General features: G+C 67.4%; 14 protein-coding genes. 9 read left to right on the top strand and 5 right to left on the bottom strand.

What is annotated here, in order from left to right; translation table 11 throughout:
• Positions 1-67 precede the first annotated feature (67 nt).
• Entirely contained in the window at positions 68-1,222 is a 1,155-nt protein-coding gene (locus AC57B5_RS25480; protein WP_496400568.1) for a sensor histidine kinase, read from the top strand.
• On the top strand, positions 1,203-1,964 hold the full coding sequence (locus AC57B5_RS25475; RefSeq protein WP_012207116.1) for a LytR/AlgR family response regulator transcription factor: 762 nt from the start codon (positions 1,203-1,205) through the stop codon (positions 1,962-1,964). Before AC57B5_RS25480 ends, AC57B5_RS25475 begins: the two co-directional genes overlap by 20 nt.
• A 158-nt stretch (positions 1,965-2,122) precedes the next feature.
• On the opposite strand, the gene AC57B5_RS25470 is transcribed toward AC57B5_RS25475, so the two are convergent.
• Entirely contained in the window at positions 2,123-3,610 is a 1,488-nt protein-coding gene (locus tag AC57B5_RS25470) for an aminotransferase class V-fold PLP-dependent enzyme (protein WP_012207117.1), read from the bottom strand.
• A gap of 27 nt (positions 3,611-3,637) precedes the next feature.
• On the bottom strand, positions 3,638-4,108 hold the full coding sequence (locus AC57B5_RS25465; RefSeq protein ID WP_012207118.1) for a Rid family detoxifying hydrolase: 471 nt from the start codon (positions 4,106-4,108) through the stop codon (positions 3,638-3,640).
• A 647-nt stretch (positions 4,109-4,755) separates the two neighbouring features.
• On the opposite strand from AC57B5_RS25465, the gene AC57B5_RS25460 reads away from it, so the two are divergent.
• The gene (locus AC57B5_RS25460; protein WP_197944109.1) at positions 4,756-6,168 is read left to right on the top strand and encodes a cache domain-containing protein; all 1,413 of its coding nucleotides are present in this window, start codon (positions 4,756-4,758) and stop codon (positions 6,166-6,168) included.
• On the top strand, positions 6,165-6,827 hold the full coding sequence (locus AC57B5_RS25455) for a response regulator (RefSeq protein WP_097201526.1): 663 nt from the start codon (positions 6,165-6,167) through the stop codon (positions 6,825-6,827). The genes AC57B5_RS25460 and AC57B5_RS25455 overlap by 4 nt, the downstream gene beginning before the upstream one ends.
• A 28-nt stretch (positions 6,828-6,855) precedes the next feature.
• On the opposite strand, the gene AC57B5_RS25450 is transcribed toward AC57B5_RS25455, so the two are convergent.
• From AC57B5_RS25450 to polA, 3 genes are all read right to left on the bottom strand, one after another.
• On the bottom strand, positions 6,856-7,680 hold the full coding sequence (locus AC57B5_RS25450; protein WP_230354982.1) for a ZIP family metal transporter: 825 nt from the start codon (positions 7,678-7,680) through the stop codon (positions 6,856-6,858).
• A gap of 346 nt (positions 7,681-8,026) precedes the next feature.
• The gene (locus tag AC57B5_RS25445) at positions 8,027-8,923 is read right to left on the bottom strand and encodes a dienelactone hydrolase family protein (RefSeq protein ID WP_043825097.1); all 897 of its coding nucleotides are present in this window, start codon (positions 8,921-8,923) and stop codon (positions 8,027-8,029) included.
• Between the two features lie 57 nt (positions 8,924-8,980).
• A complete protein-coding gene (gene polA / locus AC57B5_RS25440; RefSeq protein WP_496400567.1) occupies positions 8,981-11,824 on the bottom strand; it encodes a DNA polymerase I in 2,844 nt (947 codons plus the stop codon).
• A gap of 72 nt (positions 11,825-11,896) precedes the next feature.
• On the opposite strand from polA, the gene AC57B5_RS25435 reads away from it, so the two are divergent.
• The 5 genes from AC57B5_RS25435 to AC57B5_RS25415 all read left to right on the top strand — a co-directional run bounded on the left by AC57B5_RS25435 (position 11,897) and on the right by AC57B5_RS25415 (position 17,491).
• Positions 11,897-12,268 carry a hypothetical protein gene (locus AC57B5_RS25435; protein ID WP_043825094.1) on the top strand — a complete coding sequence of 124 codons (372 nt, stop codon included), beginning with the start codon at positions 11,897-11,899 and terminating at the stop codon, positions 12,266-12,268.
• A 125-nt stretch (positions 12,269-12,393) separates the two neighbouring features.
• Positions 12,394-13,350, top strand: coding sequence for a homoserine kinase (locus AC57B5_RS25430; RefSeq protein ID WP_097201524.1), 957 nt, complete (start codon positions 12,394-12,396; stop codon positions 13,348-13,350).
• Positions 13,351-13,496: 146 nt separating this feature from the next.
• Positions 13,497-14,330, top strand: coding sequence for a BPSS1780 family membrane protein (locus AC57B5_RS25425; protein WP_012207126.1), 834 nt, complete (start codon positions 13,497-13,499; stop codon positions 14,328-14,330).
• A 292-nt stretch (positions 14,331-14,622) separates the two neighbouring features.
• Positions 14,623-16,575 carry a PhoX family protein gene (locus AC57B5_RS25420; RefSeq protein ID WP_496400566.1) on the top strand — a complete coding sequence of 651 codons (1,953 nt, stop codon included), beginning with the start codon at positions 14,623-14,625 and terminating at the stop codon, positions 16,573-16,575.
• A 283-nt stretch (positions 16,576-16,858) separates the two neighbouring features.
• A complete protein-coding gene (locus AC57B5_RS25415; RefSeq protein WP_013800941.1) occupies positions 16,859-17,491 on the top strand; it encodes a hypothetical protein in 633 nt (210 codons plus the stop codon).
• Positions 17,492-17,510: the final 19 nt, after the last annotated feature.

Below are 17,510 nucleotides of genomic sequence, written 5' to 3'. Positions count from 1 at the left end.
CTGGGAGGCGCCACGCCCGTGCAGGGGCCTGCATGGGCGGTGTGACCGCTGTGCAGGCCCGCCCGGCATGACCATAATCCGGGCATGCGGCGCGACCCCCACCCGCCGAAACACTACCTGCCGCCCCTTGCCGACCCAGCCGACCCCCACCACCGCCCCTCCGCCCCTGCCTGCGGCGCTGGTCTTCGACGCCTGCAACGTCGGCGTGGTGCTGCGCGCCGTACTCTTCGTGCAGGCCGTGGCGGCCACGGCTGCGATGTTCGGCGCCGACTCGCTGCTGCAGTGGCTGGAGAACATGGCGCTGCTGACCGGCGCCAGCCTGCCCGGCACCCTGGTCTGGCTGGTGGCGGCCTGCCTGCTCAAGCATCCGCTGCAGCGCCTGCCGTCCACCGGGCAGTACGCAGCCGGCGTGCTGCTGGGCATGGCGGCCGGGCTGTATGCCTGCGCCATGCTGCAACTGGCCGGCGGCACCAGCGCCCCCTGGCTGGCCAGCGCCATGTCCGGCGGACTGCTGGCGGCCCTGCTGGTGGCCGCCCTGGTGCTGCGCGCACGCGGCCACACCCCCGCCGACACGCAGGCGCGGCTGGCCGAGCTGCAGTCGCGCATACGTCCGCATTTCCTGTTCAACACGCTCAACAGCGCCATCGCCCTGGTGCGCGCCGAGCCCGCCAAGGCCGAGGCCCTGCTGGAAGACCTCAGCGACCTGTTCCGCTACGCACTGGCCGAGCCGCACAGCACGACCACGCTGGCCGAGGAGATCGAGCTGGCCCAGCGCTACCTGGCCATCGAGCAGGTGCGCTTCGGCGAACGGCTGCAGGTGCGCTGGCAACTGGACCCTGCCGCCCACGGCGCCCTGCTGCCGCCGCTGCTGCTGCAGCCCCTGGTGGAAAACGCGATACGCCACGGCGTGGAGCCCAGCGCGCGCGGCGGCAAGCTGCAGGTGCGCACCGAGCGCCGTGGCGATCTGGTGGAGGTGCGCATCACCAACACCCTGCCCACCGAGATCGATTCCGCCAGCGCAGCTGGCACGCGCGGCAACGGCATTGCGCTGGCCAATGTGCGCGCCCGGCTGTCGCTGCTGCACGACCTGCAGGCCCACCTCACGGCGCGCACGCTCAAGGGCCATTTCGTGGTGCGCATCAGCCTGCCGCTGGCTGCGCCTGCCAGCCACCCCACGAAGGCCGTATCGAAGAAGAAGGACCATGCACATCCTGATCGTTGACGACGAAGCCCTGGCCCGCGCGCGACTGCGCACCCTGCTGGCCGATGTGGAAGCCTGCACGGGCACCGGCCCGCACCAGGTCAGTGAAGCGGCAGACGCGCGCCAGGCCATGGCCGTGCTGCAGGCGCCGGGCCCGCGCGCCGTGGAACTGGCGCTGCTGGACATCCACATGCCGGGCCAGGACGGCCTGGCCCTGGCGCACGCACTGCGCCGCCTGCCGCTGCCGCCTGCCGTGGTCTTCGTCACCGCCCATGCCGGCCATGCGGTCGAGGCCTTCGACCTGGACGCCGCCGACTACCTGACCAAGCCCGTGCGCCGCGAGCGCCTGCAGCAGGCCCTGGCCAAGGCCGCACGCACGGCGGTGCACCAGACGGCCGAGCGCGACAGCGGCCCCGTGCTGCTGATACAGGACCGGGGCACCACCGTGCGCCTGCCCCTGTCCGAAGTGCTCTACCTCAAGGCCGAACAGAAATACGTGACCGTGCGCACCGTGGGCCGCAGCTACATCCTCGACGGCGCCCTGGCCGACCTGGAGACCCGCCACGCCGACCACCTGCTGCGCGTGCACCGCAACGCCCTCGTGGCCCGCAGCGCCCTGCGCGCCCTGGAACGCCACGACGACCCCACCGAAGGCGAAGGCTGGGCCCTGCGCCTGCACGGCATCCCCGAACTGCTCATGGTCTCCCGCCGCCAGCTCCCCCAGGTCCGCGCCGCCATCCGCGACGAAGGACAGCCCGGCTGACGATGAAAGGCTGAGGACAGCGCTCCGCGCCTAAAAGCGCGCCCCCAACACAAGCATGGCCCAACGCGAGGGACACCGAGCAAGGGCCGCCCCGCAGCGAGGGTGTCGTCCCCCTCCGCGAAGCGAGAAGGGGGAAGCCGCGAAGCGGCTCAGGGGGGTCAAGCCATCTTTCTAGACAGATCCCACATCGCATCCACCAGCAGATCGACGTCCCTCGCGTCATGCCACAGGTGCGTGGACACGCGCACGCCGTAGTGGTCTGCCGCCGCGCCGATCACGGGGAAGTTGGAGTTGCGGATCACGAAGCCCTGCGGATAGTCGCTGAGCATGCGCGCCACGAAGGTCGATGACTTGGTCCCGTTCATCACGTCGTCCTTGTTCTGGAACGGGTTGAAGCAGGTCAGCGCCGACAGCAGCTTGGGATCGTCCTTGGGCGAGTACAGCGAGTCCACGCCCCAGCGCTCGACGATCTTTTCCTTGAGGTAGGACGACAGCGTCAGATCATAGGTCTCGATCTTCTTGCGGCCGATGCTGTCCCACTGCGCGCAGGCCTGGGCCAGCGCCATGAACATGGGCGTGTGCACGCTGCCGCAGGAGGTGACCGAGGCGGCGATGTCGTAGGTCTCCTTGGCCGTGGTCGTGCGCTCCAGCGCCGGGTAGGCGCTGGTGTGCACCGGGTACCACTTGGGCAGGGGCAGCGGGTTGGAGGCGCGCATCTTGTTGCGGATAATGAGGATGCCCGTAGAGCCCGGGCCGCACTGCCACTTGTGGCCCGCGCCGGACATGAAGTCCATGCCCAGCTCCGCATAGTTGTAGGCCATCATGCCCGGCAGGTGGGCGCCGTCCACGATGCTGATCAGGCCATGCGCCTTGACCACGCCCATCAGGTCGGCAATGGGCAGCATGGTGCCGGTCTTGTAGGTGGGCGAGGACCACATCATGGCGCGCACGCGCTTGCCCTGGGCCTTGAGCGCGCGGATGCGCTCGTCGAACAGGTTCACGTAGGTGGCCGCCGTCTGGTTGTTGCCCACGGGCAGCGCAATGCGCGAGACCTCGATGCCGTAGCGGTCCTGCGCGATCTTCAGCGGCGTGTCGCCGCCGCCGTGCTCGTGGTTGGTGGTGACCACCACGTCGCCACGCTGCCAGTCGATGCCCAGGATGGCATGGCACATGCCCGAGGAGGTATTGGCCGAGAAGGCCAGCTCGTCGGCATCCACGCCAAAGCCCGGCGCCACCTGCTTGCGCAGGTCCAGCAGGTTGCTGTAGCCGTTGCCCGAGTCGGCGGCCTTCTTGCGGTTTTCGGTATCGAACACGTCGAGCACCAGCTTGGGCATGGAGCCGGCCGTGCCGATGTTCATGTAGGTCTTCTCGGGCTTGAGGATGAACATGCTCTGCACGTCGGTCCAGAAGGCTTCGTCGCGCATGAGCTGCTCGCGCAGCGCGGCCGCCGAGGTCTGGGCGTTGCCGCTGCCGCAGGCGGCGAGCAGCGGGCCCAGCGTGGCGGCGCCGGTGCCGTAGCCCAGCATGCGCAGGAAGTCGCGGCGCTTGGAAGTCCAGCGCGCGGGATAGCCGGATTCGCCGGCGGCCGCAGTGGCGGTGAGGGATGTGGCCTGCTCGGCCGCGATCTGGGGGTGTCGTGCGTTCATGCGGTCCTCCTGTCGTTGCGCAAGCGGTCAGCGGCGGCCGACGATGGCCGAGATTTCGATCTTCACATCGCGCGGCAGGCGCGCCACTTCCACCGTCGCCCGAGCGGGGGCGCCGGTCTTGAAGTACTCGCCATAAACCTTGTTCATGGCGGCGAACTCGTTGAGGTCCTTCATGAAGACCGAGGTCGAGAGCACATCCTCATAGCCCAGTCCCTGGGACTTGAGCTTGGCGCCGATGTGGTCGAGCACGGCGCGCGTCTGCTCTTCGATGGTGGCGCCCTGGATGGCCGTGCCCTGTGCGTTCAGCGGCAGCACGCCCGAGAAGTAGATGGTGTTGCCATGCGCCACCATCTGCGAGTACGGGCCGATGGCCGGGTAGATCTGCGTGGTGGACAGCACCTCGCGCTTGTTGGGCGCAGCGCAACCCACCAGCGCCGCCGCCGTCACCGCCACCCCGCATGCCAGCGCCATGCGCCCCAGGTTCGTTCGAATATCCATGGTATTGCCCTTCTCAAACAAAAATACAAGCTGCCACTGCCGTGCCACGCATTACTGCATTGGCGTTATGGAAACACTTTGTCACCATTAACCCAGTCCTCAGAGGTGACCTGAATCATCGATACAAAATGATTCGAATTCGTGATTTCACGGAGAAATTCTAGGCAGGGATCTGGGGCATTCGATAATGAATTTTCCCCTACGCACCACTACGCACACGGACCCACGCAGTGCTACGCAACCCTTCAACATTCTTTGAAAACAATGGTTTGGCACGGAATCTGCTCAACAACAAGCAGCACATCAGGCATCAGAGGGACGGCGCACCACAATACGGCAAAACGATTATCCAAAACCCCAAAAAGGGGAGTACGCACCAAGAAAATGCATCTCGGATTTCCAGTATCCATGGGATATTGTTTCGCGCCCAAAAACCATTTTCCATGGCGTTTCCCTTGGGATATTCAAACGCCTTTTCACGCGCGCGTGAATCCGTGTGGATATACGGGGCGCGCAGGCCATTGGAAAATACAGCGCCTGCCATTCAAAGGCCGCCGCCCTGACGCTGGCGGCATGCGCGCAAGCCCTGTTGACAAGGCCCGGCCACTGGGCGGAAAAGATCGTCGGTGCACCCCACACAGGCTCCCATGCAACTTCCGCTGAAACTTGCACTTCTGTCGATTGCCGCCATCGCGCTCGCCCTGGGCCTGGTCGCGGCGACCGTGCAGCACCAGACCCTGGAGCTGGCCCACCAGGAACGGGAACTGGTCGAGACCGCCTACCTGCACAGCAAGGAGACGGAGCTGCGCCACTACGTCCAGCTGGCGACCACGGCGCTCACGCGCATCAAGTCCAGCGGCGAGGAGCCATCCGTGCAGCGGCGCCAGGCGCTGGATACGCTGGCGCGCATGCAGTTCGGCGAGGACGGCTACTTCTTTGTCTACGACGAACACGGCAACGTGCTGCTGGATGCGCGCCAGATGGGCCTGTCGGGCGTGGACCTGTGCGATCCCAACAGCCCGGGCGGCGCAGGACCCGCCAGGATCATCCTGGACGCCGCGCGCAGCGGCGGCGGCCTGGTGCGCTACCAGTGGCAAAAACCGTCATCGCTGCGTACCGAGGCCAAGCTCGCCTACGTGGCCACGGTGCCCGAATGGGGCTGGTCGCTGGGCACGGGCCTGTACCTGGACGATGTCGAGCAGGCGCTGCGCCAGATCGACGAAAGCGCCCAGGCCAACATCGCGGCCACGCGCTGGCGCATCTTCGGCATTGCGGCGCTGTGCATCGTGCTCATCGGCGTGGCGGGGCTGGTCTTCAATCTCAGCGATCACCGCGTGTCCAGCAACAAGCTGCAGCGGCTGGCCCAGCGCGTGGTGCATTCGCAGGAAGAGGAACGCACGCGCGTGGCGCGCGACCTGCATGACGGCGTGGTGCAGGTGCTGGTCTCCTCCAAGTTCCTGCTGGAGACGGCCCAGGCACAGCTCAGGCGGCTGGCCGCGCAGGACCCGGCCACGGCCCAGCGCATGGTGGACCAGGGCCTGGAGCAGCTCAACCACGCGCTGGTGGAGATACGGCGTGTCTCCCACGGCCTGCGCCCCGCCCTGCTGGACGACCTGGGCCTGGCCCCGGCCCTGGCGCTGATGAGCCAGCAAATGCAGGCCGAGGACGGCCTGCGCATGCAATTCGGCTGCCGCGGCGAGACGCGCTTTCTGCCGCCCAGCCACGCCACGGCCCTGTTCCGCGTGGCCCAGGAGGCCGTGACGAATGCGCAAAACCATGCCCAGGCCACGCGCATCGATGTCAGCCTGCACTTTCAGCGCCGCCGCGTGGTGCTGCAGGTCAGCGACGACGGCCAGGGCTTCGACATGCGCCGCGTGCAGCGCGACCGCCAGGGCGGCATCGGCCTGCGCAACATGCGCGAGCGCATCGAAGGCCTGGGCGGCCACCTGTCCATCAGTTCGGGGCGCCGCGGCACCCGGCTGGTCGCCGTGCTCTACCGCGATGGCGGCATGCCGCTGTCTCCCTCACCGGAATTCGAACTCCCACGGGCCGCTGCATGAACCCCATGATCCGCATCCTCCTGGTGGACGACCACCCTCTCGTGCGCGACGGCGTGTCCATGCGCCTGCAGGCCACGGACCATATCCGTGTGGTGGGCGAGGCCGCCAGCGTGGACCAAGCCCTGCCGCTGGCCCGCGAGCTGTCGCCCGACCTGGTGGTCACCGACATCCGCATGCCGGGCGCCAGCGGCATCGACCTGGCCGCGCTGTTCCGCGATCAGTTCCCGCTGGTGCGCGTGCTGGTGCTGTCCATGCACGAAGACCCCGAATACGTGCGCCGCGCCGTGGCGCTGGGCGCACGCGGCTATGTGCTCAAGGACGCACCTGCGCAGCAGCTCATCGAGGCCATAGACCGGGTCTACGCCGGCGGCCTGTATTTCAGCCCCGGCCTGCAGCCCGTGGCCGAGGAAGACGGCAGCGCGTCCGGGCCCCGGCGCGCCCTCACGCCGCGCGAGGCCAGCGTGCTGCAGTGGATCTCGGAGGGCCGCTCCAACAAGGAAATCGCCGCGCTCATGGGCACCTCGGTGCGCACCGTGGAAACCCACCGCCTGCACCTGCGCCGCAAGCTGCGCATCGACGGCCATGCGGCCTTCATCAAGTACGCGGTGGATTACGCCGACCTGCTGGGGACGGCACCCCAGGAGGCCCGCGCAGGCTAGGACCCGCGCCTCAGCCTCAACATCAGCCTCAGTGCGCGTGCGCCGCGCGGCTGACCACGGTGACCAGCACGATGCCCAGCATCAGCCAGCCCACCTGGGCCACGGTCTCACGCGCGCTCAGGCGCTTTTGCAGCTGGGGAATCAGGTCGGCCAGCGCCACGTAGATGAAGCTGCTGGAGGCCACGGCCAGGAAGTACGGCAGCAGTTCCTGCAGCTGTCCCACCAGGAAATAGCCGCCAATGCCGCCCAGCGTGGTCACGGCCCCGGCCATGGACACCTTGATCAGCGCCACGCGCCGGTTGGAGCTGGACTGGCGCAGCACCACGATGTCGCCCATGTGGTGCGGCACCTCGTGGGCCAGCACCGACACCGCCGCGATCAGCCCCAGACGCATGTCGGCCATGAAGGCGGAGGCGATCAGCACGCCATCGCCGAAGCAGTGCACGCTGTCGCCGGTCAGCACCGCCCAGCCGCCGTGGCGGTGGCCGTGATGGTGATCATGGGAATGGTCATGGGCGTGGCCCTGGTGATCGTGATGATCGTGCTCATGGGCCGGCGGCGCGCCGTGCTCGTGCCCGTGGTGCCACAGCTCGGCCTTGGACAGCAGGAAAAAGAACACCAGGCCCACCAGCAGCGTCACGAACAGGTCATGCGCCCCGGCCTCGCTCTCGAAGGCTTCGGGCAAGAGGTGCATGAAGGCCGTGGCCAGCAGCGCGCCCGCCGCCAGGCTCAACAGCCGCTGCGGCATCATGCCCGGCGAGCGATTGCCTCCCAGCCCCATCAACAACGCGGCCACCCAGACGCTGCCAATACCGGCGGCCAGGGTGGCCAGAATGATTGCTACCAATGTCATAGCGATTTGTGCTTCAACCGTATGCCCTTGCAGGCGAAACCCGCGAATTCTCGCAGAAAGACAGGACCCATCGCAGCCGTGGCCTGCGATCCCATGAAGGAAGCAGGCCACGGTGTCGGGTGCCCTCGGTTTCAGCCTACAGAAGCTGTCAAGCCCCCCTGCGCGAATAAAGTTGAAAGCTAGTCAGCAATACCTTAAAAACTGGCGCGTCCTCACACCAGGGACACCGAGGAAGGGCCTACGCCGGCCGCGCCGCCCCGCACCGAGGGTGTCGCCGGTTGCCCGGACGCCCCCCTCCCGCGAAGCGAGAGAGGGCGCCGTGCAACGGGGGAAGCGGCGCAGCCGCTCAGGGGGTCACCCCATGCTTATTGAACCAGGCCAGCATTTTCTGCCAGCCGTCGCGCGCAGCCTGCTCGCGGTAGCTGGGCCGGTAGTCGGCATGGAAGGCGTGCGGCGCCTCCGGGTAGATCACGAACTCCGAGGCCTTGGCCGCTGCCGAGCCCTGCTTGAGCGCCTCGCGCATGCGCTCCACGGATTCCAGCGGAATGCCCGTGTCCTGCCCGCCATACAGGCCCAGCACCGGCGCCTTGAGGCTGGAGACCAGCTCCAGCGGATGGCGTGGCTGCAGCGCGGTCTTGGCGCCTTCCAGCCGGCCGTACCAGGCCACGCCGGCCTTGACCGGGCCATGGGCCGCATACAGCCAGGTGATGCGCCCACCCCAGCAAAAGCCCGTGATGGCCACGCGCGCCGTGTCGCCGCCCTGGGTGCCGGCCCATTGCACGGCGCCGTCCAGGTCGGCCATGACCTGCTCGTCGGGCACCTTGGAGACCAGCTCGCTCATGAGCTTGGCGATGTCGGTATAGGTCTTGGGGTCACCCTGGCGTGCATACAGATCGGGGGCAATGGCCAGGTAGCCGGCACGCGCCAGGCGGCGGCAGGTGTCGGCAATGTATTCATGCACGCCGAAGATCTCGGAGATCACCAGCACCACGGGCACATTCTTCTTGCCGGCGGGCGCGGCGCGGTAGGCCGGCACTTTGAAGCCGTTCACGGTGAAATGCACCTCGCCGGCCGTCAGGCCGTCGGCCGGCGTGGAGATGGCGGTCTGCGCCATGAGCGGCGTGGCCGCTGCGGCATAGCCCAGGCCCAGGGCCGTCTGCAATGCCAGGCGCCGCGTGGGCCCCTCTTCGCTGCTGCGCCCCGGAACCAGGGCCTTCAGGTCTTGCTGCTGATCGTCACGCATGCATCTCTCCTTGGTGGTGGTTGAGAACCGGCCAAGTCTACGATGCCTGCGTGAAGCTCAATGTGCCTTGTCCCAGTTGGGTCCCAGGCCCACCTCGGCGAGCAGCGGCACCTTCAGGTCGGCCACGCCGGCCATCAGGCGCGGGATCTCGGTACGCACCCAGTCCGACTCGCCTTCGGGCAGCTCGAACACCAGTTCGTCGTGCACCTGCATGATGACGCGGACCTCGGACTGCCTGGCATCGAGCTCGGCCTGCACCGCCACCATGGCCTTCTTGATCAGGTCGGCCGCCGTGCCCTGCATGGGCGCGTTGATGGCCTGCCGTTCGGCCGCCTTCTTGCGCGGGCCGCTGCCGCCGTTGATGTCCACCAGGTACAGGCGGCGGCCGAAGACGGTTTCCACGTAGCCGTGGTCGCGCGCGAATTCCACCGTCTCGTCCATGTAGCGCTTGACGCCCGGATAGCGCTGGAAATAGCGGTCGATGTAGGCGGCCGCGGCCTTGGTCTCTATGCCCAGGTTCTTGGCCAGGCCAAAGCTGCTCATGCCGTAGATCAGCCCGAAGTTGATGACCTTGGCATAGCGGCGCTGCTCGCTGCTGACCTGCTCCAGCTCCACGTTGAAGACTTCCGATGCCGTGGCACGGTGCACGTCGCGGCCTTCGTGGAAGGCGCGCAGCAGGGACTCGTCGCCCGACAGGTGGGCCATGATGCGCAGCTCGATCTGCGAGTAGTCGGCGCTGGCGATCACATGGCCGGGCGCGGCAATGAAGGCCTCGCGCACGCGCCGGCCTTCGGGCGTGCGGATGGGGATGTTCTGCAGGTTGGGGTCGTTGCTGGACAGGCGCCCCGTCACGGCCACAGCCTGGGCGTAGTGCGTGTGCACGCGGCCCGTGCGCGGCAGCGCCAGCTGGGCCAGCTTGTCGGTATAGGTGCCCTTGAGCTTGGACAGGCTGCGGTGCTCCAGCAGCTTGGCGGGCAGCGGATAGTCCTCGGCCAGCTTCTCCAGCACCTCTTCGTCGGTGCTGCGTGCGCCGGTGGCCGTCTTCTTGACCACGGGCATGCCCAGCTTGTCGAAGAAGATTTCGCCCAGCTGCTTGGGGCTGGCCAGGTTGAAGGGCTGGCCCGCGATGTCGTAGGCCTCCTGCTCCAGCTGCACGATGCGCTGGCCCAGGTCGTTGCTCTGCCTGGCCAGCGTGGCGGCATCGATGAGCACGCCGTTGCGCTCTATGCGGAACAGGGCCTCGCTGGTGGCGATCTCCAGCTCGTAGACGCCGCGCAGGCCGTCGTTGGCCTGCAGCTGCGGCCACAGCACGCGGTGCACGTCCAGGGTCTGGTCGGCATCCTCGCAGGCATAGGCGGCAGCCTTGTCCACGGGCACCTGGGCGAACGGGATCTGGTGGGCACCCTTGCCGCACAGGTCTTCATAGCTGATGCCCGTGCGGTTGGTGTGGCGCAGCGCCAGGCTGGCCAGGCCGTGCGGGCGGTGTACCTCCAGCACATAGCTTTGCAGCATGGTGTCGTGCACATAGCCGTGCACCTCGATGCCGGCATTGGCGAAGACATGGCGGTCGTACTTGACGTGCTGGCCCAGCTTGGGCCGGGCCGCATCCTCCAGCCAGGGCTTGAGGCGCTGCAGCACTTCGTCGGCCGGCAGTTGCTCGGGCGCGTCGGGGCCGGCATGGCGCAGGGGGATGTAGGCAGCGGCGCCGGGCTCCACGCTCAGCGAGATGCCCACGATCTCGGCGCGCATCTCGTCCAGCGAGGTGGTTTCGGTATCCAGGGCCGTGAGTTCGGCGGCGTTGATCTTGGCCAGCCACTGGTCGAACGCTTCCCAGGTCAGCACCACGTCATAGTCCAGCGGGCGCTGCTGGACGGCCTCGGCCTCGGTGGTGGCGTCGTCGGATTCGGCCTGCTCCTGGGCAAACATGTCGCCCGTGGACTGGTCGGCACGCGGCTTGGCCGCTGGCTTGCGGCCGGCCTTGACGGCTTGCAGCGCATCGGGCTCGGGCGCGGCACCGCCGAGCATGCGCGCCAGGCCCTTGAAGCCGTAGCGCTCATAGAAGTCGCGCAGCGGCGCGGTATCGGGCTCGCGCGGCGCCAGCGCGTCGAGCACCGGCAGGGTGGGCACTTCGGCGGTCAGGTCGCAGTCGGTCTTCATGGTGACCAACTGGCGGCTCAGCGCCAGCTGGCCCGAGGCGATGGCATCGCGCAGGTTCTGGCCGGCCACGCCCTTGATGCCGTCGGCCGCAGCAATCAGGCCGTCGAGCGAGCCGTGCTCGGCCAACCACTTGACGGCCGTCTTGGGGCCCACCTTGGACACGCCGGGCACGTTGTCCACGGCATCGCCGACCAGGGCCTGGTAGTCGATCATCTGCGTGGGCGGCACGCCGAACTCGGCCGTCACGCCGGCCACGTCGCGGCGCTTGCCGCTCATGGTGTCCATCACCATGATGTGGGAGTCCACAAGCTGGGACAGGTCCTTGTCGCCACTGGAGATCACCACGTTCACGCCCTGGGCGGCGGCCGTCTTGGCCAGGGTGCCGATCACGTCGTCGGCCTCCACGCCCTGGATGGCCAGCACCGGCCAGCCCAACAGGCGCACCACTTCATGGATGGGCTCGATCTGCGAGCGCAGATCGTCGGGCATGGGCGAGCGGTGCGCCTTGTATTCGGGGTAGAGCGTGTCGCGGAAGGTGGGTCCGCTGGTATCGAACACGCAGACGGCGTAGTCGGCCGCCACTTCCTTCCTGATCGCCTGGAGCATGTTGATCATGCCGCGGATGGCGCCCGTGGCAGGGCTTTCCGGGTTGCCGGGCTCGGCGCGCAGGTCCGGCATGGCGTGGTAGGCGCGGTAGAGGTAGCTGGAGCCGTCGATCAGCACCAGGGTCTTGGAATTGCTCATGCGCCGATTGTGCACGCGCCGGCAGGGTGACAGGGCGGGACAGCGCCCGCTGCAAGTTCTACAATGGAGCCTATGCGCGCCGCTCCACTTTTCATCTTCCTGACCCTGGCCGCCAGCTCCGTGCTGGCCCAGAACCCCACGCCTGCCCCGGCTGCCTCAACCGCTCCTGCGACGGCGACCGAGCAGACCGCGCCGGACACGGCCAAGCCCGAGGGCCGCGACCGAACCAACCAACGCGTGGAACACATCCATGTGGAAGATGGCGGCAGCCGCGTTGACGAGCTGCGCGTGGGCGGCCAGACCCGCAGCATCACCGTGCAGCCCAAGGTCGGCGACATGCCCTCCTATGAAGTGCAGTCCAACGACGGCGCCCGTTCCTCGCGCAACCGCGGCGATGGCGACGGCACCAATGGCACGCGCGTCTGGAACCTCAAGAAGTTCTGATCCTCACCGGACTGTCCGGGCCCCCGGCCCGGCGGCATCCCAGGGGGCAGCACCTGACGGCGCTGCCCTCTTTCCATATCTGACGACAACGATTTCCGCCGCGCCCTGAAGGCCGGCAATGCAACATGGCCGTTTTCACCGAAGTCTCCGACAAAGACGCGCGCGAGCTGCTGCGCCGCATGTCCCTGGGTTCCTTCAAGGAGCTGCGCGGCATCCAGGGCGGCATAGAGAACACCAACTACTTTCTCACCACCGAACAGGGCGAGTGGGTGCTGACGCTGTTCGAGCGCCTGACGGCCGAGCAACTGCCCTTCTACCTGTACCTGATGAAGCACCTGGCGCAGGCCGGCATTCCCGTGCCCGACCCGCAGGCCGAGACGCGCAGCGGCGACATCCTGCTGAGCGTGTGCGGCAAGCCGGCCTCCATCGTCAACCGCCTGCCCGGCAAGAGCGAGCTGGCGCCCCAGCCCGCGCACTGCGCCGCCGTGGGCGAGATGCTGGCGCGCATGCACCTGGCCGGACGCGACTACGATCGCCAGCAGCCCAATCTGCGCAGCCTGCCCTGGTGGAACGAGACCGTGCCCACGGTCATCCCGCACATAGACGCACCCACGGCCGACCTGCTGCGCTCCGAGCTGGCCTTCCAGAACCATGTGGCCGCCTCGCCCGCCTATGCGGCGCTGCCGCGCGGCCCCGTGCACGCCGACCTGTTCCGCGACAACGTGATGTTCGATGGCGAGCGCCTGACCGGCTTCTTCGACTTCTACTTCGCAGGCGTGGACAGCTGGCTGTTCGACCTGGCCGTGTGCCTCAACGACTGGTGCATCGAACACGCCACCGGCGCCCATGACGCCACCAAGGCCAAGGCCATGATCGACGCCTACCAGTCGGTGCGCCCCCTGACCGCCGCCGAGCGCGAGCTGTTCAACCCCATGCTGCGCGCGGGCGCGCTGCGCTTTTGGATTTCCCGCCTGTGGGATTTCCACCTGCCGCGCGAGGCCTCCATGCTCGTGCCCCACGACCCCACCCATTTCGAGCGCGTGCTGCGCCAGCGCCTGGCCCACCCGGTGGCGCTGGACTGACGTCCGAAGACCGCCACAGCGCGGCCGACAGAGGGCTTTGCGGTCCACGGGCCGCGCGTCCTCGGGTACAGTCCCCGTTCGGGCGCCAGCGGCGCGGCCCATGCCAGAGGCCATGCCCCATCCAGGCGCCCCGACTTCCTCACCCCATGAAACTTCTCATCGTTCCCGCCCGTACCGGCCTGCAATGGGTGCAGCAGGGCATCCGCACCTTCCGCCAGCAGCCGCTGGCACTGGCGGCGCTGTTCTTTCTGTCGATGGCGGCCATGTCGCTGGTCACGGTGCTGCCGCTGATCGGCCCCGTGATCGCGCTGGGCCTGCTGCCGGCCACCTCGCTGGCCATGATGGTGGCGGCGGCCGAGGCATCGCACGGGCGTGCGCCCACGCCGGCCCTGCTGCTGGTGGCCTTTCGTACCGGGCGCCAGCGCCTGAACTCCATGCTCACGCTGGGCGCCATGTATGCGGCAGGCTTCCTGCTGATCATGGGCCTGTCCATGCTGGTGGACGACGGCCAGTTTGCCAACGTCTACCTGGGCGGCGAGCCGCTGACGCGCGAGATCGCCGAGTCGCCCGACTTCCAGGCCGCCATGTGGCTGAGCATGGGCCTGTACCTGCCGCTGTCCCTGCTGTTCTGGCACGCGCCGGGGCTGGTGCACTGGCACAACGTGCCCCCGGTCAAGGCCGTGTTCTTCAGTCTGGTGGCCTGTGTGCGCAACATCGGCGCGCTGGTGGTCTTCGGCCTGAGCTGGATGGGCGTGTTCATCGTGGCCGGCATCGTGATGGCACTGATCTCGGCCGTGCTGGCCCAGGTGCTGGGCAGCATTGCCAACGGCCTGATGATCGGCACGGCCATGCTGCTGGCCGCCATGTTCTTCACCTCCATCGTCTTCACCTTCCGTGACTGCTTTGCAGCGCCCGATGAAAGCGATGGCAGCGACGCCATCGGCACCGAGCCGCCTGCGCCGCCCGGACTGTCCGGCTGAGCGCTTCGCCACTGCACCCCCCAAGCCCCTTTCAAGGGGCTTTTTCTTCGGGCCCTTCTTCGGGTACTTCTTCGCGCCTCTTCTTTGGTTTTTGACTGGCCGTATCGCCTGGCACCCCTCGCCTGGCGGCTGTCATATGACGCTGTCACGATTTCGTCATGCGGATGCCATCGCTCTGTCACACCGGCTGCCTAGCATGCCGTGCGGATGTCAAGCCAGCGAGTGCGCGGCGGCATCCCGGCCCATCCCGCCCCCGATGGGTTGACGCTGACAAACCCATAACGGAAGCCCCATGTCCCAATCCACGATGCTCTCCCGCCGCAAGGCGCTGCAATTCCTGACCGGCGCCCCCCTGCTGCCGCTCGGCTCCGCCGTGTCCGCCACCGGCCTGCTGACCGCCTGCGGCGGCGGTGACGACGGCCCCGCGAAGAACTATGTGGCGGCCAGCTTCACCTCCATGGCAGCGCCCACGCTGGCCAACCCCCAGGCCATGGCCAAGATGACCGTGGCCTCGCAGCTCAAGGTGCAGTTCAGCGACAACAGCGAGCAGAGCTTCGACCTGGGCTACCAGCCCTTCTTCGTGACCGGCGATGAAGTGTCCGACGGCAAGGGCGGCAAGATCCTGGCCGGCGGCTACTACGACATCAACAACAACAAGATCATCGACCGCACCGTGGCCGGCAGCGAGCGCCACTTCTTCTCCGATTCGCCCGACGGCACCTCGCTGCTGACCGTGCCCAATGCCAAGGTGGACGGCGTCAAGGGCAAGCCCGTGTTCGCCGTGGTGCAGTTCGAATACACCACCTGGGCGCAGGACGGCAAGACCGACATGTACGGCAAGCTGCCCTCGCCCATCGCCGTGCTGACGCTGGACCAGGACCAGACCACCGGCAAGCTCAGCCTGGTCAAGTACCACAACGTGGACACCTCCAAGGTGCACGGCCTGTGGATCACCTGCGGCGCCAGCCTGTCGCCCTGGGGCACCCACCTGTCCAGCGAAGAGTACGAGCCCGACGCCTTCGCCACCGGCAATGCCCAGCTGCTGGCCTTCAGCCAGAACCTGTATGGCGACCAGAACAAGGCCAACCCCTACCACTACGGCCACATGCCCGAAGTGACGGTCAACGTGGACGGCACTGCCAGCATCAAGAAGCATTTCTGCATGGGCCGCATCTCGCACGAGCTGGTCCAGGTCATGCCCGACCAGCGCACGGCGCTGATGGGCGACGACGCCACCAACAGCGGCTACTTCGTCTTCGTGGCCGACAAGGAAAAGGACCTGTCTTCGGGTTCGCTGTACGTGGCCAAGGTGGGCGCGGGCTTCTCCATCGACCCCGCATCGGGCAGCGCCGCCGCGCTGACCTGGATCAAGCTGGGCTCGGCCACCAGCGCCGAGATCGAGCAACTGGCCAACACGCTCAAGCCCACGGACATCATGACCGTGGCCAAGACCGATCCGGGCGACGCCAGCTACACCAAGATCACGGCCAACGGCAAGGTCGAGTGGATCAAGATCAACCCCGGCATGGACAAGGCTGCCGCCTTCCTGGAAACCCACCGCTACGCCGCCTTCAAGGGCGCAAGCATGGGCTTCACCAAGATGGAAGGCACGACCGTCAACGCCAAGGACAAGGTGGCCTACTCGGCCCTGCAAAACTGCGAAAAGTCCATGGTGGCCGGTGATGCGCTGAATGTGGCCGGCAACGGCGTGTCCATCCCCAAGCAGCTCAAGGCCGGCGCCGTGATGGCACTGAACCTGCGCGGCGGCCAGAAGGACACGGCAGGCGCCGCCATCAACAGCGAGTGGATGCCCGTGGACACCAAGGCCCTGCTGGCCGGCGAAGACATCAGCGCCGACGCGCTGGGCAACACCGGCAACCCGAACAAGATCTGCAACCCCGACAACCTCAAGTTCTCAGAGAAGATGCGCACCCTGTTCATCGGCGAGGACAGCGGCCAGCACGTGAACAACTTCCTGTGGGCCTACAACATCGACACCAAGCAGCTGTCGCGCCTGATGTCGATTCCCGCCGGCGGCGAATCCACCGGCCTGCATGCCGTGGACGAGATCAACGGCTGGACCTACATCATGAGCAACTTCCAGCACGCCGGTGACTGGGGCGCCATCCACAACGTGGTCAAGCCCACGCTGGACCCGCTGATCAGCGCCAACTATCGCGGCAAGTTCGGCGCCGCCGTCGGCTACCTGACGGGCACCGCTGCCCAGCCCAAGCTGTCGGCCTGACCGCCGCCATAGCGCCCCGTCGCCCCGCCGCCCTGCGGCGAGTGGCGCCGCCACACAAAGGCCATGGATTTCCATGGCCTTTTTGCATGTCTGCGCCGCAATTGCATGGATGTCATGAACCCGACTCTTAGCGTGCAAAACAAGAGTCATTCTCACCTGATCGCTATAATTTCTGATGCATTGCGGCGTCGCTCGCCCGCCATCGCACCATCTTCAGCCCCGCCGGATCACGCCCCTCAAGGCCCGGCAGGCGCACGCAGAGCCACACCACAGGAGAAACTCCATGACCGAACCTTCCCGCATCCTTCGCAGCACCGCCGCATGGCTGGCCGCCGCCGCCGCTCTGGCGGTGCCGGCCGCGCATGCCGACTATCTCTGGCTGCAGCAGGACGCAGGACAGGCCCGGGCCTATGCCGGAGAGCTGCGCAAGCCGCTGGAACAGCTGCCGGCCCTGGAAGACGCCAAGCAGGTCCTGCCCGACGGCAAGAGCCTTCCCCTGAAGGCCGACGCCAATCATTTCACCGCGGACGCAGGCCAGGGCGATGTGCGCATCGCCGCCACGCGCCCCGGCGCCAATGGCGTGCTGACCTACTACCAGGCCCGTTTCGGCCGCAACGACACCAAGGCCGTGAACGACCTGGAGCTGGTGCCCACCACGGCGGGAGGCGATACGTTCCAGCTGGTGTTCAAGGGCCGCAAGGTCGCGGCCAGCCAGGTCAACGTGCAGACCAGCGAGGGCTGGTACCGCACGCTCACGCCATCGCAGGACGGCACGGTGAGCTTCAAGCCCTACTTCCCGGGCCTGTACGTGCTGGAGGTGACGGCGCGCGTGGACAACGGCTCGGTCACGCTGGACGGCAAGAAGTACACCGACGTGCGCCACACCACGACGCTGAGCTTCGAAGTCAAGCCCTGAGCGCCGCGCGCGGCAGCCC

It is taken from the genome of Delftia sp. BGA-UO-ETr-SB1, from assembly GCF_059567865.1.
This window is presented reverse-complemented; position numbering and strand designations above follow the sequence as displayed.